Below are 19,509 nucleotides of genomic sequence, written 5' to 3'. Positions count from 1 at the left end.
TCGCGTCTCAGGCGGCGCTCTGCCGGGCAGGCACCCGGGCCAGAGCGCGCTCCAGCCGGTTCACCGCCTCGTCGACATCGGCGGCCTCGATCGTCAGCGGCGGCAGGAAACGGATGACGTTGTCACCGGCGCCGACCAGCAGCAATTGCTCCTCGCGCGCGGCGGCAACGATGTCCGTGTTCGGGACGCGGCATTGCAGCCCGAGCATCAGCCCCTCGCCGCGAATGCCTTCCAGCTGGCCGGCATGGGTGTCCACCAGGGCCGCGAGCTTCTGCTTCAGGTAAAGCCCGGTCTGGCGGACATGCTCCAGGAACCCTTCGCCCAGCACCACGTCGAGCACCGCGTTGCCCACCGCCATGGCGAGTGGATTGCCGCCGAAGGTCGTGCCGTGCGTGCCCGGCGTCATCGCGCTGGCCGCTTCCGCCGTGGCGAGGCAGGCGCCCAGCGGGAAACCGCCGCCGATGCCCTTGGCGACCGCCATGATGTCCGGCTCCACATTCGCCCATTCATAGGCGAAGAGTTTGCCGGTGTGGCCGATGCCGCACTGGATCTCATCGAAGATCAGCAGCATGCCGTGCTTGTCGCAGAGGGCGCGGAGATAGCGCAGTTCCTCGGGCGGCACGGGGCGCACGCCGCCCTCGCCCTGGATCGGCTCGATCATAATCGCCGCCGTTTCCGGCCCGATCAGCGCCTCCAGCGCCTCGCGGTCGCCGACCGCCACCTGGTCGAAGCCTTCTGCCTTGGGCCCGAAGCCCTCCAGGTACTTGGCCTGGCCGCCGGCGGCCAGCGTCGCCAGCGTGCGCCCGTGGAAGGCGCCCTCGAAGGTGACGATGCGGAAGCGCTCCGGCTGGCCCTCGGCGAAATGGTAGCGCCGCGCGGTCTTGATCGCGGCCTCGACCGCCTCCGCCCCGGAATTGCCGAAGAACACCTTGTCGGCGAAGCTCGCCGCCACCAGCCGGGAGGCGAGTTCCGCCTGGCCGGGGATCTCGAACACGTTGGAGACGTGCCAGAGCTTTTCCGCCTGCGCCTTCAGCGCTTTCACCAGATGCGGATGGGCGTGGCCCAGCACATTGACGGCAATGCCGCCCATGAAATCGAGGTATCGCTTCCCGTCGTCAGAAATCAGCCACGCCCCCTCACCTCGCTCGAAGGCGACCGGAGCCCGAGCAAAGGTTGAAAAGAGCGCAGCATCCTTGTCCGACATCTTGAAGACACCCGAGATCTGTCTGAAAATAAAAAGCCGCCCGAAGGCGGCAGCCGATACTTGGCGACGCTATCACGCCCCCCCGTCCCCCGGCAATTGCCGTGGCGGGAAAAGGCGGGTGTGGCATTCCCGACTCACAATCGACTCAATGAAGTGGATAGTTGCCGAAAAGCGCGGACGGACTCTTGTGGGCGAGTCCACGCACCAGTAGTTTCAAACCCGTTAAAGCACGAAATGTCGTGTGGCGGGTCTGAATCCCAACAAGGTCTTGCGTGTAGCGCAACGGCGACAGCCTTGCGGACGCGGCCGGATTCTGCCCATGCGGCGGGAAGATTCAGCCTGAGGAGGCAACATGTCCTGGACCGACGAGCGTGTCGAGACTTTGAAGAAACTCTGGCAGGAAGGCCTCAGCGCCAGCCAGATCGCCGCCGAGCTCGGCAGCGTCACGCGTAATGCCGTTATCGGCAAGGTGCATCGGCTGGGCATGTCCGGACGCGGGCAGCCGGTCGCCAGCGCCAAGCGTCAGCGCCGCGCGGTTTCCCCGCAGCAGCAGCAGTCGGTCGAGCGCAAGATCGCCAAGCCTCCCGTCACGATCGGCAACCTGGCGCTGAAGCCGGAGATCGAGGTTCTTCCGGTCACGGAGACACAGGTCGTCGCCCGCTCTTCCGTCTCCGTGGTGCCGATTTCCAAGCGGCTGACCATCGAGAAGCTGACGGAGCGCACCTGCAAGTGGCCGATCGGCGACCCCAGCACCGAGGACTTCCATTTCTGTGGCTGCTCCAGCATCGAGGGCCTGCCCTATTGCGAGTACCATGCGGGCGTCGCGTATCAGGGCATCGACCTGCGCAAGCGCGTGAAGCGGTTTGCCCGCGGCTGAACGCTTGAGGTGATCACTGCGGCACCTTTCGAAACGAAAGAGGCGGGGTCGAACCCCGCCTTTTCCTTGTCTGCGGCCTCGTGAGGCCGGACGCCCGGCCGTCCTCAATCAGGCCCGCTCGAACTGCTCGTCGAAGGCATAGCCGGCGCCGCGCACCGTGCGGATCGGATCGCGCATCCGGCCCCGGTTGATGGACCGACGAAGGCGGCCGACATGGACGTCCACCGTGCGCTCGTCGACATAGACGTCGCGGCCCCAGACACCGTCCAGAAGCTGCTCGCGGGAAAAGACGCGGCCGGGGCTGCGCATCATGAACTCCAGGAGCCGGAATTCCGTCGGCCCGAGATGGATCTCGCGGCCGGCGCGGCGCACCCGGAAGGTTTCGCGATCGAGCTCGAGGTCGCCGGCCTTCAGGCTCTGCGACACGGTCTCCGGACGCGAGCGGCGCAGGATCGCCTTCAGGCGCGCCATGAGTTCCGGCACGGAGAAAGGCTTCACGACGTAATCGTCGGCGCCCGTGTCCAGGCCGCGAATGCGATCGCCTTCCTCGCCGCGCGCCGTCAGCATCAGGATCGGAACCCTGGCCATCTCGGGCCGGGAGCGTATCCGACGGCAAAGCTCGATGCCGGAAAGGCCGGGCAGCATCCAGTCCAGGATCAGCGCGTCCGGCTCGCGTTCGCGCAATCGAAGCTCCGCCTCGTCGCCGCGCGTGACGATCTCCATCTCGAAGCCTTCCGCCTCGAGATTGTAGCCGAGCAGCATGCCGAGGGTTTCTTCGTCCTCGACAACCATTACCAGCGGTTTTCTCATGGCTCGACCCGTCAGACGCGAGTGCTCGACGCGCGCTCTTCTTCGATCTGCTGGCCGGTCACCATGTAATGGACCGTCTCGGCGATGTTCGTCGCGTGGTCGCCGATGCGTTCGATGTTCTTGGCGCAGAACAGGAGATGGATGCAGCGGCTGATATTGCGCGGGTCTTCCATCATGTAGGTCAGGAGTTCGCGAAACAGCGAGGTGTAGACCGCGTCGATTTCGCTGTCGTTCTTCCAGACCTCGGCGGCGGCGGCGGTGTCGCGCAGCGCGTAGGCGTCGAGCACCTGCTTCATCTGCTGCAGGCCGAGCTGGGCGAGATGCTCCACGCCGACCATCAGCGTCTGCCGGAAGGCGGTGCTTTCCATGGCGATGGTGCGGCGGGCGATGTTCTTGCCGAGATCGGCCACGCGCTCCAGGTCCCCGGAGATGCGGATGGCGGCCATCGTCTCGCGGAGATCCTGCGCCACCGGCTGGCGCCGCGCGATCAGGAGCACGGCGCGCTCCTCGATGTCGCGCTGCATGGCGTCGACGATGCGATCCTTGGAAATGACCTCCTGCGCCATATCCGGGTCGGAATGGAGCAGCGCGGTGATGGCGTTGCCGAAGAGTTCCTCCGCATAGCCGCCCATCGCGCCGATGGCGCTGTTCAGCTCCTTGAGGTCCTCGTCGAAGGACGTGACGATATGCTGGGCCATGATGTCCCCCTCAGCCGAACCGGCCGGTGATGTAGTCTTGCGTCCGCTTGTCGGACGGCATCGTGAAGATCCGGCTGGTCTCGTCGAATTCCACGAGCTCGCCCAGATACATGAAGGCGGTGTACTGCGAGACGCGCGCCGCCTGCTGCATGTTGTGAGTGACGATGGCGATCGTGTAGTCGCTCTTCAGTTCGTCGATCAGCTCCTCGATGCGCGAGGTGGAAATCGGGTCGAGCGCCGATGCCGGCTCGTCGAGCAGCATCACTTCCGGCTCTACCGCGATGGTGCGGGCGATGCAGAGGCGCTGCTGCTGGCCGCCGGAAAGACTGAGGCCGCTGGAGTTGAGCTTGTCCTTCACCTCGCCCCAGAGCGCTGCCCGGGTCAGTGCCGCCTCGACCCGTCCGTCCAGCTCCGAACGGGAAACCTTTTCGTAGAGCCTGATGCCGAAGGCGATGTTGTCGTAGATCGACATCGGGAACGGTGTGGGCTTCTGGAAGACCATGCCGACCTTGGCGCGAAGCAGGTTCAGGTCCTGGCCGGGCGCAAGGATGTTCTCGCCGTCCAGCAGCACCTCCCCTTCCGCCCGCTGCTTCGGATACAGGTCGTACATGCGGTTCAGCACGCGCAGCAGCGTGGACTTGCCGCAGCCGGACGGCCCGATGAAGGCGGTCACCTTGCGATCGTATAGCGGCAGGCTGATGGACTTGAGCGCCAGCGTGTCGCCGTAGAAGAACTTGAGATCGCGGACGGCGACCTTCTGCTTCTGGCCCTGTCCGACCATTGGAGCGTTCATTGGGGGTTCCTCGACCTGACGAGAATGCGCGCGCCGATATTCAGGACCAGCACGGCGAAGGTGATGATGAGGGCGCCGGTCCAGGCAAGCTGCTGCCAGTCGGCGTAGGGGCTGAGCGCGAACTGGAAGATCACCGCAGGCAGGCTCGCCATGGGTTCGTTCAGGTTCGTGCTCCAGAACTGGTTGTTGAGCGCGGTGAAGAGCAACGGCGCGGTCTCGCCGCTGATGCGCGCCACCGCCAGCAGCACGCCGGTGACGATGCCGGCCTTCGCCGCCCGGTATGTGATGCTGCGCACGATGATGGAGCGCGGCAGACCGAGGGCCGCGGCCGCCTCGCGCATCTGGCCGGGCACCATCGACAGCATGTCTTCCGTGGTCCTCACGACCACCGGGATCACCAGCACGGCGAGCGAGACGGCGCCCGCCCACCCCGAGAAGTGGCCGAGCGGCGCCACCAGGATCTCGTAGATGAAGAGGCCGATCACGATGGACGGGGCGGAGAGCAGGATGTCGTTGACGAAGCGGACGACCTGCGACAGTCGGCTGAAGCGCCCGTATTCCGCCATGTAGGTGCCGGCCAGGATACCGATCGGCGCGCCGATGACGGTGCCCAGCACGGTCAGGATCAAGCTGCCCGCGATGGCGTTCAGGAGCCCGCCTTCTGAGCCGGGCGGCGGCGTGCTCTCGGTGAAGAGCGCCGGCGTCAGGCCGGGAAGGCCGTTCCACAGGAGCGTCGCCAGGATCAGCACCAGCCAGATGAGGCCGAAGCCGGTGGCGGCGAAGCAGAGCGCCACGGCGAAGCGGTTGCGGCGACGGCGGGCATTGTATCGCGACATGCTGATCGCCATGGCTCAGGCTCCCGCGCGGCGTTCCATGCGCATCAGCATGTAGCGAGCCAGCGCAAGGACGATGAAGGTGATGACGAAGAGGATCAGGCCGAGCGCGATCAGCGAGGAGGTGTAGAGATCCCCCACGGCCTCGTTGAATTCGTTGGCGATGGTCGCCGAGATCGTGGTGCCGGGCGCCAGGACGGATGCGGAAAGCCGGTGCGCGTTGCCGATCACGAAGGTGACGGCCATCGTCTCGCCCAGCGCGCGGCCGAGCCCCAGCATGATGCCGCCCGTGACGCCGACGCGGGTATAGGGCAGCACCACCTGGCGGGAGACCTCCCACGTCGTGCAACCGAGCCCGTAGGCGGCTTCCTTCAGGACCGGCGGCACGGAGGAGAACACGTCCCGCGTCACGGCGGTGATGAAGGGCAGCACCATGATCGCGAGGATCAGGCCGGCCGTGAAGACGCCGACGCCGAAGGGAGGCCCGGCAAACAGCAGGTTCAGGCCCGGAATGGGCGAAAACAGCGCGATCAGCCAGGGCTCCAGCGTGCGCTGCAGGAAGGGCGCCAGCACGAACAGGCCCCAGATGCCGTAGATGATGGAGGGAATGCCGGCGAGCAGCTCGATGGCGATGGCGATCGGCCGTCGCAGCCACATCGGACAGAGCTCGGTCAGGAAGATCGCGATGCCGATCGATACGGGCACGCCGATCAGCATGGCGATGGCGGAGGTGACGAGCGTGCCGACGATCGCGGCCAAGGCGCCGAACCGGTCCCCGACCGGGTTCCAGACCTCGGTGACGATGAAGTTCAGGCCGAAGGCATGGAGCGCCGGCAACGAACCCTGGACCAGCGAGACGATGACCCCGCTCAGGAGAGCCAGAACAAGGATTGCGGCCAGGAAGGTGAGGGAATGGAAGACCCGGTCACCGAGGCGGAAGCCCCGCAGCCGGATCGCCAGCCGTTCCTCCCTCGACACGGACCGGGCCCGCGGCATGGTTACGTCCGACAATGGAAACTCCACTTCTGCCCGAGGACGTTCGGCAATCCGTCCATGACGGCGCCGGGAAAGCTCCGGCCCGGCCCTTATAGGCGACATTCACGACAGTTTCGTTACGCCCTAAGCTCTTGCGAAGGCTCGATTTCTTCCATGAGCGTCACATCCGGGGCACGCGGCAGCGTGACATGGAAGGTCGTTCCTTCCCCCGGCGCGCTGTCCACCGTCAGGCGCCCTTCATGGCGGGTCAGGATATGCTTTACGATCGCGAGGCCGAGGCCGGTCCCCCGGGTCTGCCGGCTGGCCTGGGGATCCACGCGGTAGAACCTTTCGGTGAGGCGCGGGAGATGATCCGCCGCGATCCCCGCCCCCCAGTCGCGGACCGAGACGGTGCAGTTGCCCGGCGCCGCATCGGCCAGCGACACCAGGATGCGCTTGCCCGAGCTTCCGTATTTCAGCCCGTTTTCCATCAGGTTCTCGAAGACCTGCAGGAGCTCGTCGCGCTCGCCGAGAACGGCGACCGGCCCCTTGGGCAGATCGAATTCCAGCGCGACCTCCAGCCGTTCCGCCATGGGACCCAGCGCGTCGCCGACCTGTTTGAGCACGCCGATCACGTCCACCTTGTCCTTTGGCCGGCGATGCACCTTCATCTCCGCCCGGCTCAGCGACAGGAGATCGTCGATCAGCCGCCGCATCCGGCCCGCCTGCTCCAGCATGATGCGGAGGAAGCGGTCGGAGGCCGCGGGATCGTCGCGAGCCGGGCCGAGCAGCGTTTCGATGAAGCCGGTCAGGGAAGCCAGCGGTGTGCGCAGTTCATGGCTGGCATTGGCGATGAAGTCGGTGCGCATCCGGTCGATGGCGAGCCGTTCCGTCTGGTCCTCGAAGACGACGAGCACGAAACCCGCCTCGCTGCCCGGCAGGTTCAGCGGGCTGAAGGCGATCTCGTAGACCTTGGCCTGCCCCGCGCTGCGGATTTCGAGATCCACGCGGGCAGGCTTAGCCAGTTCGCGGAGCACCTCGCCGATGCGCGGCGCGCGGAATGTCAGGGCGAGCGGATCGCCGGCACGGGTCGCCGGGAATTCCGCCACGGCCCGGTCGTTGAGGTAGCGCACGGTGCCGCGAAGATCGAGCACCAGCGCCGACTGGCGCAGCGCGTTGACGGTGGCCTTGATCGAATTGTCCGGCCAGATCCCGTCATGGGTTTCGGCCGTCTCCAGCCGGGCGACTGCAGCCGTGTTCGACGAGAACAGGGCGGCGAGACAGATCAGGAGGAAGGAAACGAGGGCATAGGGCCAGGGCAGGCCCCAGGAGATGCAGGCGAGGCCCAGGGCGAGCGCCGCGACGAGCAGCACCGGAAGAGCACCGGCGAGAGCCGTCATCCCTCCGTTGCCACGCACTTTTCCCCTCCTCCCCGGCGCCCTACGCTCCACCATGCCACTGCGTCATGTCGACCCCCCGAAGCGCCCGGTCTGGCCCGCATTGGGTTTCCCAGCCGGGTTTCGCGCGTTCGGACAATCTATGACGGCACCATGACAGCCGGATGAAGCCTTGCTGATGGAACGGCGCTCCCGGACGAAAGCGCCGTTTCGATTGGTCCTCAGGCGTTGCTGAGCTTGCCGCGCTCTTCCAGAAAGGCGATCACCCGGTCGGCCAGCAGCTCCGGATCGACCTCTGCGGGCTTGAGATGCAGGTCCGGCTTTTCCGGCGCTTCGTAGGGCGAGTCGATGCCCGTGAAGTTGCGGATTTCGCCGGCATCGGCGCGGGCGTAGAGACCCTTGGGATCGCGCTGGCGGCAAACCTCGATCGGCGTATCGACGAAGATCTCCACGAACTCGCCTTCAGGCAGGAGTCCGCGCGCCATCTCGCGCTCGGACCTGAAGGGCGAGATGAACGAGACCAGCACGATCAGGCCGGCATCGGTCATCAGCCTCGCCGTTTCCGCGACGCGGCGGATGTTTTCCACGCGGTCCGCATCGGTGAAGCCGAGGTCGCGGTTCAGACCGTGCCGGACATTGTCGCCATCCAGGATGATCGTGTGCCGGCCACGCCCGAAGAGCTTGCGCTCCACGATGTTGGCGACGGTGGACTTGCCCGAGCCGGAAAGGCCGGTGAACCAGAGCACCGCCGGCTTCTGGTGCTTCAGGCCGGCGCGGGCGTCGCGATCGACGTCGAGCGCCTGCCAGTGGATGTTGGACGCACGGCGAAGCGCAAACGACAGCATCCCCGCACCGACGGTGGCATTGGTGAAGCGGTCGATCAGGATAAAGGCGCCGGTCTCGCGGTTCGACGCATAGGGATCGAAGGCGATCGGCTCGGATGCGGAGAGGTTGGCGAAGCCGATCTCATTCATCTCCAGCACCTTGGCGGCGCCGTGATCCAGCGTTTCCACGTCGAGCCGGTATTTCAGCTCGGTGATCTGGACCGGCACCGTCCTGGTGGAATTCTTCATCAGGTACTGGCGGCCCGGCAGCAGGTGCTCGGCATCGAACCAGATGAGGTTGGCGGCGAACTGGTCGCTGACCTCCGGGCGCGATCCCTTGGCGACGAGCACGTCGCCGCGGCTGATGTCGATCTCGTCGGCCAGCGTCAGCATCACGGACTGGCCGGCGAACGCCTCCTCGACCGGATGGTTGCCGATGGCAAGGCTCGCGACCGTGCTCGTGCGGCCCGAAGCCGCGACCACGATCTCGTCGCCCAGCTTCACGCGTCCGCCGGCGACGCTGCCCGCAAAACCGCGAAAGTTCTGGTTGGGGCGGCAGACCCACTGCACCGGAAGGCGGAAGGGACCGGAGGTCGCCGCGTTTTCCACGCCGATCGTTTCGAGATGCTCGATCAGCGTCGGCCCGGAGTACCAGGGCGATTTCGGGCTGCGGCTCGACACGTTGTCGCCGGCGCGCGCGGAAAGCGGGATGGCCGTGACGTCGGCGAAGCCGAGATCGCCCGCGAACTCCCGGAAATCGGCGACGATCTCGCGGAACGTGCTTTCCTCGAAGCCGACCAGGTCCATCTTGTTGACGGCGATCACGACATTGCGGATGCCGAGCAGCGAGACGATCACCGCGTGGCGGCGCGTCTGCGTCAGCAGGCCCTTGGACGCATCGACCAGCAGCACGGCGAGATCGGCGGTCGACGCGCCCGTCGCCATGTTGCGGGTGTACTGCACGTGGCCGGGCGTGTCGGCGACGATGAAGCGGCGTTTCGGCGTGGCGAAGAAGCGGTAGGCGACGTCGATGGTGATGCCCTGCTCGCGCTCGGCTTCCAGCCCGTCGACCAGCAATGCGAAGTCGATCTGGTCGCCGGCCGTGCCGTGCTTCTCGCTGTCGCGCGCGAGATCGGCGACCTGGTCTTCCATCAGCAACTGCGAATCGTAGAGCAGCCGCCCGATCAGGGTGGACTTGCCGTCATCCACGCTGCCGCAGGTGAGGAAGCGCAGGGTGTCGGCCTCGGCCGCCGCGGTGACGGCCTGGATCGGCATGGAAACGGTCATCAGAAGTAGCCCTCGCGCTTCTTGCGCTCCATGGAAGCCGAGGCTTCCTTGTCGATCAGCCGGCCGCCGCGCTCGGAGGTGCGGGCGGCGATCATCTCCGCGACGATCGCTTCCAGCGACGTGGCGTTGGATTCGAATGCGCCGGTCAGCGGATAGCAGCCAAGCGTGCGGAAGCGGATCATCCGTTTTTCCGGCTGCTCGCCGGGGTTGAGCCGCATGCGGTCGTCGTCGACCATGATGTATTGGCCGTTGCGCTCCACCACGGGCCGCTCGGCGGCGAAATAGAGCGGCACGATCGGCACGTTCTCGCGCAGGATGTAGGCCCAGATATCGAGCTCGGTCCAGTTGGAGAGCGGGAAGACGCGCATCGATTCCCGTTCGTTCACCCGCGTGTTGTAGAGCCGCCAGAGTTCCGGGCGCTGGTTCTTCGGGTCCCAGGCATGGCTGGCGCCACGGAAGGAGAAGACACGCTCCTTGGCGCGGCTCTTTTCCTCGTCGCGCCGCGCACCGCCGAAGGCCGCGTCGAAACCATGGAGGTCGAGCGCCTGCTTCAGCCCCTCGGTCTTCATCACGCGGGTATAGTTGGAGCCGTGGTCGAACGGGTTCATGCCCGCCGCGAGGCCTTCCTGATTGGTGTGGACCAGCAGGCGCATGCCCGCTTCCCTGGCCATGCGGTCGCGGAAGGCGATCATCTCGCGGAATTTCCACGTCGTATCGATGTGCATCAGCGGAAAGGGCGGCGGGGCGGGCGCGAAGGCCTTCATCGCCAGATGCAGCATGACGGCGGAGTCCTTGCCGATCGAATACAGCATCACCGGATTGCGGCACTCGGCGGCCACCTCGCGGATAATGTGCATGCTCTCGGCTTCCAGCCGATCAAGATGTGACAGACGATCCGACATGACGTTCCCGTTTCAAAGAGGTCCCGCGAGGGAGCAGGATCGGTCTCCGGCTCATCTTGCTCCAGTCAGCGTGCGGCGGCCACCAACAGACACGGGAAACTGACGGGTCAGGCTGACCCGGAGAATGCATTCTTATAACGCCGCGCAAGCGCCTGCCGATAGATCGCTTCCACCCGTCCGGCCATGACGGGGAGGGAAAAGATTTCCGCCAGCCGCTCGCGCCGGAGCAAGGCTTGCCGGGCAAGCGCCTCGGGATCGGCAAGTCCGGCCTGCATGGCTCCGGCAAGCGCTCCCGCGCTGCCGGGCTCGACCAGCCGTTCCGTCTCGCCCTCGAAGATCTCCGGAATGCCGCCGACATCGCTGACGATCATGGGCAGGCCGGCCGCGCCGGCTTCCAGCACGATGTAGGGCAGGCTTTCCGCCCGCGAGGGCACGACGATGATATGCGCCAGCGCGAAAGCTTCTCGCGCCGGCATCGGCGGATAGGGCGATATCCGGTCGGCGAGCCCCGCCTCGTCGATCATCCGGCGATAGCGTTCCTTGTCCTCCGCCGGGCCGTCTCCGACCATGGCGAGGCTGACGGGCTGCCCCCTCTCCTTCAGCAGCGCCATCGCGCGGATCAGCAGGTCCACGCCCTTCAGGTCGCGCAGTTCGCCGATATAGAGAAAGGTCGCGGCGCCCGAAACGGGTTTCACCGGCTCGAATTCCTCTTCCCGCAGACCGTTATGGACCACGAAAGCCGGGCAGCGCGGTACTCCGACCTTGGCGCGGTAGGTGGTCGCCTCGTATTCGGAAACGTGGAGGAGCCCGTCCGTCGCCCGTTCCAGCTCGCGCTCCACGAGGAAATAGAGCCGGCCCTTTCTGGATTTCGGATCGAAATGCAGGCTGCCGCCATGCGGGGCATAGAAGGCGACCACCTTGCGGCCGAGCGTGCGTTCCCACATTGCGGCGAGGCGGGCATAGACGCCCCCCTTCGCGCCATGGCCGTGGATCACGTCCGGGGCGATCGCGTGAATGCGCCGGCGCACGGCCGCGATCGACGGCAGGTCGGTCGGGCCGATGGAGCGGCTCATCGGCAGGCGGATGATGCCGTGATGCAGCTTCGGCGCGAGTTCCGCGATCCGGGCCGCCGCGAACTCGCCGCCGGTATTGGCGTCGCAGATCATGCCGACGCGGTGCCCGGCTTCCGTCTGCGCCAGCGCCAGATCGCCGATATGGCGGAAGACGCCGCCCACCGGCGCGCGCGCGACATGGATGATCGACAAGGATTGCGGCACGCTCACTCCACGCCCTGCGGCGCCTCTGGCTTCCCTCACAGTGAATCCCGGAAAAGCGAAGATCGCGTTAGCGCTTTGGCGCAAGAGGCTTCTCGTCTAAGAACCGCTTCTTCCGAAACCGGACCCGCCATGACGACCCCAGACAATCTGCACCCCGCCCCCGACCGGGGCCGCGCCTTTGCCCGGCTGCTGGCCGACAGGCGCGACGGCCTGACGGCTCTGGCCGCGCTCATCATGGGGATCGTCAACGTCACGCCGGACAGCTTCTCCGATGGCGGACGCTTCGACGATGCGGAGCGCGCCGTGGCGCATGCCCGCGCGCTGGTGGCGCAAGGGGCGGACCTCGTCGATGTCGGCGGGGAATCCACCCGGCCGGGCGCGACGCCGGTCCCCCAGGAAGAGGAATTGCGGCGGATCCTGCCGGTGATCGCCGCGCTCACGGCGGAAACGATCGTGTCGGTCGATACCGCCCATGCGGCGGTGGCCGACGCGGCGCTGGCCGCCGGCGCCCATGTGATCAACGACATCACCGGGCTGCAGGGCGAGCCGCAGATGGCGCAAGCAATCGCCGCGCATGGGGCGGGCGTCGTCATCATGCACAATTCCGGCATGTTCGGCTCCTCTCATGGGACGGAAGGCGATCCGGTTCTGGCCTGCATGTCCTTCTTCGAGAAGAGCCTCGGCATCGCCGCCCGCGCCGGCATCGCGACCGACCGGATCGTGCTGGATCCCGGCTTCGGCTTCGGCAAGAGCGTCGAGCAGAGCCTGCAACTGCTCGCCCGCATCGACGAATTCGCCGCCATCGGCCTGCCGATCCTGATCGGCACCTCGCGCAAGACGTTTATCGGGCGGGTCACCGGCGGCGGCGAGCCCCGTCCCGTCGACGACCGGCTGGCGGGCACGTTGGCGACCAACATCGTCGCCGTGCAGGCGAACGCGGCCATCGTCCGCGTGCATGACGTGGCCGAACATGCCGACGCGTTGCGCATGCTCGCCGCGATCCGCAACGCTCGCCCGGAGGCACAGGCGTGAGCGCGACGATGGTAGGGGCGGTGCTGGGACTTGGCGGCAATCTCGGCGACCGGCGCGGCAACATCGCCGCGGCGATCGATGCGCTGGCGGCCGAGCCGGGGATCACGGTCGCCGCCGTTTCCGCCCTCTACGAGACCCCGCCATGGGGCAAGACGGACCAGCCGGCCTTTTTGAACGCGGCGGTGCTGGTGGAAACGGATCTTGCGCCCCGCGCGCTGCTGGAAGCGGTTCTTGGCGTGGAGCAGGCGCTCGGCCGGTTGCGGCTGGAACGCTGGGGGCCGCGCCTGATCGACATCGACATCCTGCTTTACGGCGATCGCGTCATCGAGGAGGCGGGGCTGACCGTGCCCCACCCGTTCCTGCACCAGCGGGCGTTTGCGCTGGCGCCGCTGGTCGATGTCGCACCGGACGCGGAGATCGCCGGTCGGCCCGCTCGCGACTGGCTGGCGGAGAGCGACGCGGCCGGCATGATCCGGGCGGAACAGCCGGGCTGGCACCAGCCCGGCTGAGCGTATTGTGGCGGGAGCGGCGCCGCCCCTAGAGGCCGAGGCCGCCGATGCAGACGTATTTGACGTCGAGATATTCATCCAGACCGTACTTGGAGCCTTCGCGGCCCATGCCGGATTCCTTGACGCCGCCGAAGGGCGCAACCTCGGTCGTGATGATCCCCTCGTTGATGCCGACCATGCCGTATTTCAGCCCTTCGGAAACCCGGAAGGCGCGGCCGAGGTCCTGCGTATAGAAATAGCAGGCAAGGCCGAACTCGGTATCGTTGGCGAGACGGATGGCGTCTTCTTCCTTGTCGAAGCGGAAGACCGGAGCCACCGGACCGAAGATCTCTTCCTTGGCGAAGCGCATCTCCTGCGTGGCGTCGGCGATCACGGTCGGCTCGTAGAAAGTGCCGCCGAGCTCGTGCCGCTTGCCGCCGGTGACGATCTTCGCGCCCTTGTCTCGCGCATCGCCCACGAGTTCCTCGACCTTGGCGAGCGCCTTGTCGTCGATCAGCGGCCCCTGCTGCACGCCCTGGTCGAAACCGGAGCCGACCTTGAGCTTCCGGCTTTCCTGCGCGAACTTTTCCACGAAGGCGTCGTAGATGCCCGACTGCACGTAAAACCGGTTGGTGCAGACGCAGGTCTGGCCGGCATTGCGGTACTTCGCGGCAATCGCGCCGGTGACCGCGCGGTCCAGATCGCAATCGTCGAAGACGAGGAACGGCGCGTTGCCGCCGAGTTCCATGGAGAGCTTCTTCACCGTGTCGGCCGACTGCTTGATCAGCAACTTGCCGACCGGCGTGGAGCCCGTGAAGGTGATCTTGCGGACCAGCGGGTTGCCCGTGAGTTCGCCGCCGATGGCCTTGGCATCGCCCGTCACGATGTTGATGACGCCCTTGGGAATGCCGATTTCCTCGGCGAGCACGCCCCATGCCAGCGCCGAATAGGGCGTCTGCACGGCGGGCTTCACCACGACGGTGCAGCCGGCCGCCAAGGCCGGGCCGATCTTGCGGGACAGCATGGAGGACGGAAAGTTCCACGGCGTGATCGCGCCGACCACGCCCACCGGCTCCTTGGTCACCATGATGCGGCGGTCGCCCCACGGGGACGGGATCACGTCGCCATAGACGCGGCGCGCTTCCTCGGAAAACCACAGGATCTGCGCGGCGCTCTGGGCGATCTCGGCGCGGGCCTCCGCCAGCGGCTTGCCCTGCTCCAGCGTCATCAGTTCCGCCAGCGCGTCCTGGTTGTCCATGAAGGCGTCATGAAGCTTGCGCAGGAGCCTGGCGCGCTCGTCGGCCGTGGTCTTGCGCCAGGTCTGGAAGGTTTCGTGGGCGATGGCGATGGCGCGGCGGGTTTCCTCGACGCCGGCATCCGGGATGGTGCCGATCACCTCGCCATTGGCCGGGTTGGTGACCTCGATGGTCTTTCCCGAGCCGGCGGCCACCCACTCGCCGCCGATCAGATTGGCTTCGCGCTTCAGGTGATGGGATTTCTGCAACATGGGATGGCTCCGTCGGGAAGGGGACGGCCCTCATATGGGCCTTCCGCTTCCGCCGGGAAAGGGCGTCAGACTTTCGCACCCCTTTGGGGAACGTGTGGCCCGGCCGCCCCTTCCCTTCAGCGACGAAGCGTCAAGCCGACCGGGCTTCCGCGCCGCCGGCATCGCCCGCCGGCACCCTGGTGAGGTCGATCGTCACCTGCACCACGCCGTCCTCGTTCGCCGCCTTGCGCGTGAAGCCGAGATCCCCTGCCAGCCGCAGCATGGCAACGTTTTCCGTTAGGATGTCCCCCCAGACGGAACGGATCCCGCGCTTGCGGGCATAGTCGAGGATCTCCAGCATCAGCCGATAGCCGAGGCCCTGCCCCTTCTGGTCGGAGCGGACCATGATGCCGAACTCGGCGCTGTCGTTGTTGGGATCGGCGATGAAGCGGGAAACGCCCAGGATCTCGCCGCCTTCCGCGCCGGGCACGATCGCCACGAAGGCCATTTCGCGGTCGTAGTCGATCTGAGACAGGCGCGCGGCCATCATGTGCGGGAAGGCCTTGAGCGTGCTCATGAAGCGCAGCCGCACGTCTTCCGGCGAGGATGCCTCCACCATTCTCACAAGAGCGGGCTCGTCTTCCGGCCGGATCGGACGCAGGCTGAGGCTCCGCCCGCCGTTCAGCGTCAGGGCCTTTTCCAGTTCCGACGGATAGGGCCGGATCGCCAGCACGCTACCGGCCGCTCCCTCCTGCCGCACCACGACACGCGCATCCAGCGCGATCACGCCGTTCTCGTCGGCCACCAACGGATTGATGTCGAGTTCGGCCAGATCGGGGAAGTCGCAGATCAGCTCGGAAAGCTTCACCAGCGTCGAGGCAATGGCGTCGGTATCGGTCGCCGGGCGGCCGCGATGCTCGCCAAGAAGCCGAGACACGCGCGTGCGGCCGATCATCTCGCGCGCCAGCACCATGTTGAGCGGCGGCAGGCCGATGGCCCGGTCGGCGATCAGTTCGGCGGCGGTGCCGCCCTGTCCGAAGAGCAGGATCGGCCCGAAGGTCTGGTCCTGCGCGACGCCGAGGATCAGCTCGTGGGCACCCGAGCTGTCGATCATCTGCTGCACGGTGAAGCCGGTGATATGGGCGTCCGGAGCGACCTTGGCGACCGCCGCGAGCATCGCCCCCGCCGCCTCCCGCACCATCTCCGCGGATGTCAGGTCGAGCTGCACGCCGCCGACATCGCTCTTGTGGGTGATGTCGGGCGACAGGATCTTCAGGACGACGGGGAAGCCGATCTCGGAAGCCTTGTCCGCCGCTTCCGCCGGGCTCGTCACCGTCGCGGTCTGCACCGTGGGCACGCCGTAGGCTTTCAGCACCGCCTTGGCTTCCGGCTCCGTCAGCACCGTCCGGCCGCTTGCCTTCACCTCCGCGAAGATGCCGCGCACGGTTTCGCGGTCCGGCGGCGCGGCTTCCGTGCTCGCCGGCGTCTGCATCAGGAGTTCCTGGTTCCGACGATAATTGACGAGATGCATGAAGGCGCGGATCGCCTCGTCCGGCGTGTCGTAGGTCGGGATGCGATTGGCGGCGAACAGCGCGCGCGAGGGCGCGGCGTCGAGCTCGCCCAGCCAGCAGGTCAGCACCGGCACGTCGCGGCGGTCCGCCAGCGTGCGCACCACGGCCCTGGCGCCGTCGAGGCTGTCGGCCACCGCCGTCGGGCACTTCATGACGAGGACGGCATCCGGCCGCTCGGAGGTGAGCAGCGTTTCCAGCGCGCGCTCGTAGCGCTCGCCCGGCGCATCGCCCAGAATATCGACAGGGTTCGCATGCGACCACGACGCCGGCAGCCCGGCGCTCAGCGCCGCCACCGTCTCCGGCTTGATGGAATCGAGATGCCCGCCCAGTTCCTCCAGCATGTCGGTCGCGAGCACGCCCGCGCCACCGCCATTGGTGAGGATGGTGAGCCGGTCGCCGCGCACGTGGATGCCGGTGGAAAGCGTCGCGACCGCCTCGAAGAGCTCGCGCATTTCGATGACGCGCAGCATGCCGGCGCGACGGAACGCGGCGTCATAGACAGCGTCGGAACCGGCGAGCGCGCCGGTATGCGACAGCGCGGCCTTGGCACCCGCCGCGCTGCGGCCGGACTTGATGACGATCACCGGCTTGGAGCGCGCCGCGATACGGGCCGCGGACATGAATTTCCGGGCGTTGGTGACGTTCTCGACATAGAGCAGGATCGCCCGCGTCGCCCGGTCGGTTGCGAGATAGTCGAGCAGGTCGCCGAAATCCACGTCGCTCATGTCGCCGAGCGAGGCCACATGCGAGAAGCCGATGCCGCGCGCGGCGGCCCAGTCGAGAATGGAGCTGGCGATCGCGCCGGACTGAGAGACGAAGGCGAGATCGCCGGCTTTCGGCGTCAGATGCACGAAGCTCGCATTCATGCCGTGGCCGGGCGAGATGAAGCCGATACAGTTCGGCCCCACGATCCGCATCAGATATTTCGCGGCGTTGTCGAGCATCGCCTGCTTGTATTCCGGGCCGGACGGGTCGGAACCGCCGAAGCCGGCGCTGATCACCACGGCGGCGCGACAGCCGCGCGCGCCGAGCTCGTCGATGATGCCGGGAACCGTCGGCGCGGGGGTGGCGATGACGGCGAGATCCGGCGCCATCGGCAGGTCGGCGATGGTTCGGTAGTTCAGCGTCGAGCGGATCGCCTCCTCATGCGGGTTCACCGTGAGGATCGGGCCGTGAAAGCCGCTGTCGAGGAGATTGCGCGCCAGCACCGACCCGACCGAGCCCGGCCTGTTGCTCGCGCCGATCAGCGCGATCGACCTGGGCTGGAACAGGGCGTCGAAATTCCGTGTCGTCATGCCGGACCGTCTCCATCGTCGGGGGGGGGATGCGATGATCCATCGCATCCGACGCCCGGACCGGGCGCCAGGGTGGGATAGGCCGGGGGGAGGTATATCGGCATTGACCAGGATCAAGGGCAACCACACGGACTGCCTTCGATCGCGCTCGCAACGCTGGCCGGCGCGCTAGTTCGCCGGCCCCTCGGCCAGAAGCTGCCGATAGAGTTCGGCATAACGCCGCGACGGGGTGCGCCAGGAAACGTCCTTGCGCATCGCGGCGCGCTGGATGCCCTGCCAGGTCGGTCGGTCGCGGTAAAGCGCGGCCGCCCGGCGGATGGCGTTGCCGAGCTCGGTGGCATTGACCGGCGAGAACTGCACGCCCGTCGCCCGGTTCGCGGCGATCGCCTCCGGTGTCGCGTCGTCGACGGTGTCGGCGAGACCGCCGACGCGGGAAACGACGGGCACCGCGCCGTAGCGAAGCGCATAGAGCTGCGTCAGGCCGCAGGGCTCGAACCGCGACGGCGCCAGCAGCGCATCGGAACCGGCCTGGAGGAGATGCGCGAGACCTTCGTCGTAGCCCACGAAGCAGGCGACGCGACCGGGATGTTCGGCCGCGACCCGGCGTACGGCGTCTTCCGTGCCCGCATCGCCTTCGCCGACGATGGCGAGCTGCGCGCCCTCTTCCAGCAAGGCCGGCAGCGTTTCCAGCAGGAGGTCGAGGCCCTTCTGCCAGGTCAGGCGGCTGACGATGCCGAAGAGCATCGTATCGGGCTCCGGGCTCAGGCCGAGGCGGGCCTGCAGCTCGACCTTGTCGAGCCGCTTGCCCGTCAGTTCCTCGGTGGAATAGCGCGCCGCGATCAACGGATCGGTGACCGGGTTCCAGACATCCTCGTCGATGCCGTTGAGGATGCCGGAGAGCACGTCGGAGCGATTGCGCAGCAGCCCGTCCAGCCCCATGCCGAGTTCCGGGCCGCGGATCTCGTCCGCATAGGTGGGCGACACGGTGGTGATGCGGTCGGCGAATTGCAGCCCGGCCTTCAGGAAGCCGATGCCGCCATAATGCTCCACACCCTCCACATTGTAGGACCAGTCGGGCAGGCCGAGCGCGCCGAGAAGCTCCGCCGGGCACTGCCCCTGAAAGGCGAGGTTGTGGATCGTGATGACCGTGCGCGGACGCGGACCGCCATCGTAATGGAGATAGGCCGGCATCAAGCCTGTCTGCCAGTCATGCGCGTGGATGACGTCGGGGCTGTAGGCGGGCAGCAGGCCCTTGCCGAGGCTCGCGGCCACCCGCGCCAGGGCGGCGAAGCGGATCGGATTGTCCGGCCAGTCATGCCCCTCCGGGCCCACATAGGGATTGCCGTCGCGGGCAAAGAGATGCGGCGCGTCCAGCACGAACAGGTCGAGACCCAGCACGCTGCCCGCGAGCAGCCGGGCGGGGCCGCCGAACAGATTGTCGAAACGGTAGACCGCCTCGCCCTCGCCGAGACCTTCCAGCACCGAGGGATACCCCGGCACCAGCGTCCGGATGCGGATCCCCTCGGCGGCCAGCGGGCCGGGCATGGCGCCCATGACGTCGCCAAGGCCGCCGGTTTTCACCAGGGGATAAATTTCGGAAGCGACCGCAAGAACCTGGATGTCGCTCATGGCTGGGCGACCGGAGAAGACGTCAGGATGATCAAGCTTAACTCCTGGTGCGACCGCACATCGTCGGGCCGGCAGGGGGCGGCCCGATGGATCTTCGCGACTCACCGGGGCGTTGCGGCCGGTTGCTTCTT

General features: G+C 67.0%; 16 protein-coding genes. 3 read left to right on the top strand and 13 right to left on the bottom strand.

The window, feature by feature from the left end; genetic code table 11:
- Window positions 1-7: 7 nt before the first annotated feature.
- The gene (locus BMY25_RS00740; RefSeq protein ID WP_092494684.1) at window positions 8-1,204 is read right to left on the bottom strand and encodes an aspartate aminotransferase family protein; all 1,197 of its coding nucleotides are present in this window, start codon (window positions 1,202-1,204) and stop codon (window positions 8-10) included.
- Between the two features lie 352 nt (window positions 1,205-1,556).
- On the opposite strand from BMY25_RS00740, the gene BMY25_RS00735 reads away from it, so the two are divergent.
- Entirely contained in the window at window positions 1,557-2,081 is a 525-nt protein-coding gene (locus BMY25_RS00735) for a GcrA family cell cycle regulator (RefSeq protein ID WP_092494683.1), read from the top strand.
- A 108-nt stretch (window positions 2,082-2,189) separates the two neighbouring features.
- On the opposite strand, the gene phoB is transcribed toward BMY25_RS00735, so the two are convergent.
- From phoB to BMY25_RS00690, 9 genes are all read right to left on the bottom strand, one after another.
- Complete coding sequence (gene phoB, locus BMY25_RS00730) at window positions 2,190-2,891, bottom strand: phosphate regulon transcriptional regulator PhoB (protein ID WP_092494682.1); 702 nt, start codon at window positions 2,889-2,891, stop codon at window positions 2,190-2,192.
- 11 nt (window positions 2,892-2,902) lie between these two features.
- Window positions 2,903-3,589 carry a phosphate signaling complex protein PhoU gene (gene phoU / locus BMY25_RS00725; protein ID WP_092494680.1) on the bottom strand — a complete coding sequence of 229 codons (687 nt, stop codon included), beginning with the start codon at window positions 3,587-3,589 and terminating at the stop codon, window positions 2,903-2,905.
- A 10-nt stretch (window positions 3,590-3,599) separates the two neighbouring features.
- Window positions 3,600-4,382, bottom strand: a complete 783-nt coding sequence (pstB, locus tag BMY25_RS00720) for a phosphate ABC transporter ATP-binding protein PstB (RefSeq protein WP_092494679.1) — start codon at window positions 4,380-4,382, stop codon at window positions 3,600-3,602.
- A complete protein-coding gene (gene pstA, locus BMY25_RS00715) occupies window positions 4,379-5,230 on the bottom strand; it encodes a phosphate ABC transporter permease PstA (protein ID WP_092494678.1) in 852 nt (283 codons plus the stop codon). Before pstA ends, pstB begins: the two co-directional genes overlap by 4 nt.
- 3 nt (window positions 5,231-5,233) lie before the next feature.
- Window positions 5,234-6,211 carry a phosphate ABC transporter permease subunit PstC gene (pstC, locus tag BMY25_RS00710; RefSeq protein WP_092494677.1) on the bottom strand — a complete coding sequence of 326 codons (978 nt, stop codon included), beginning with the start codon at window positions 6,209-6,211 and terminating at the stop codon, window positions 5,234-5,236.
- A 116-nt stretch (window positions 6,212-6,327) separates the two neighbouring features.
- Window positions 6,328-7,608 carry a sensor histidine kinase gene (locus tag BMY25_RS00705; protein ID WP_177176639.1) on the bottom strand — a complete coding sequence of 427 codons (1,281 nt, stop codon included), beginning with the start codon at window positions 7,606-7,608 and terminating at the stop codon, window positions 6,328-6,330.
- Between the two features lie 200 nt (window positions 7,609-7,808).
- Window positions 7,809-9,698 (bottom strand): sulfate adenylyltransferase subunit CysN, encoded by a 1,890-nt coding sequence (gene cysN, locus BMY25_RS00700; protein ID WP_238858070.1) that lies wholly within the window; start codon window positions 9,696-9,698, stop codon window positions 7,809-7,811.
- Window positions 9,698-10,600 (bottom strand): sulfate adenylyltransferase subunit CysD, encoded by a 903-nt coding sequence (gene cysD / locus BMY25_RS00695; protein WP_092494675.1) that lies wholly within the window; start codon window positions 10,598-10,600, stop codon window positions 9,698-9,700. The genes cysN and cysD overlap by 1 nt, the downstream gene beginning before the upstream one ends.
- A gap of 107 nt (window positions 10,601-10,707) precedes the next feature.
- On the bottom strand, window positions 10,708-11,877 hold the full coding sequence (locus BMY25_RS00690; RefSeq protein ID WP_238858069.1) for a glycosyltransferase: 1,170 nt from the start codon (window positions 11,875-11,877) through the stop codon (window positions 10,708-10,710).
- Between the two features lie 129 nt (window positions 11,878-12,006).
- Here BMY25_RS00690 and folP point away from each other — a divergent pair, with 129 nt between their 5' ends.
- Window positions 12,007-12,909 carry a dihydropteroate synthase gene (folP, locus tag BMY25_RS00685; RefSeq protein WP_143061842.1) on the top strand — a complete coding sequence of 301 codons (903 nt, stop codon included), beginning with the start codon at window positions 12,007-12,009 and terminating at the stop codon, window positions 12,907-12,909.
- Window positions 12,906-13,418 carry a 2-amino-4-hydroxy-6-hydroxymethyldihydropteridine diphosphokinase gene (gene folK, locus BMY25_RS00680; RefSeq protein ID WP_346432135.1) on the top strand — a complete coding sequence of 171 codons (513 nt, stop codon included), beginning with the start codon at window positions 12,906-12,908 and terminating at the stop codon, window positions 13,416-13,418. Before folP ends, folK begins: the two co-directional genes overlap by 4 nt.
- A gap of 28 nt (window positions 13,419-13,446) precedes the next feature.
- Here folK and BMY25_RS00675 read toward each other — a convergent pair whose 3' ends face one another.
- The 3 genes from BMY25_RS00675 to glgA form a co-directional block, all read right to left on the bottom strand.
- Window positions 13,447-14,904: an NAD-dependent succinate-semialdehyde dehydrogenase gene (locus BMY25_RS00675; protein WP_092494672.1), complete on the bottom strand. Its 1,458-nt coding sequence runs from the start codon at window positions 14,902-14,904 to the stop codon at window positions 13,447-13,449.
- 130 nt (window positions 14,905-15,034) lie between these two features.
- The gene (locus BMY25_RS00670; RefSeq protein ID WP_092494671.1) at window positions 15,035-17,749 is read right to left on the bottom strand and encodes a bifunctional acetate--CoA ligase family protein/GNAT family N-acetyltransferase; all 2,715 of its coding nucleotides are present in this window, start codon (window positions 17,747-17,749) and stop codon (window positions 15,035-15,037) included.
- 168 nt (window positions 17,750-17,917) lie between these two features.
- Window positions 17,918-19,378: a glycogen synthase GlgA gene (gene glgA, locus BMY25_RS00665; RefSeq protein ID WP_092494670.1), complete on the bottom strand. Its 1,461-nt coding sequence runs from the start codon at window positions 19,376-19,378 to the stop codon at window positions 17,918-17,920.
- Window positions 19,379-19,509 lie beyond the last annotated feature (131 nt).

The sequence above is a fragment of the Faunimonas pinastri genome (assembly GCF_900110915.1).
Taxonomy (GTDB): Bacteria; Pseudomonadota; Alphaproteobacteria; order Rhizobiales; family Afifellaceae; genus Faunimonas; species Faunimonas pinastri.
The sequence above is the reverse complement of the archived record's forward strand: the minus strand, read 5'-3'. Positions and strand labels throughout refer to the sequence as shown.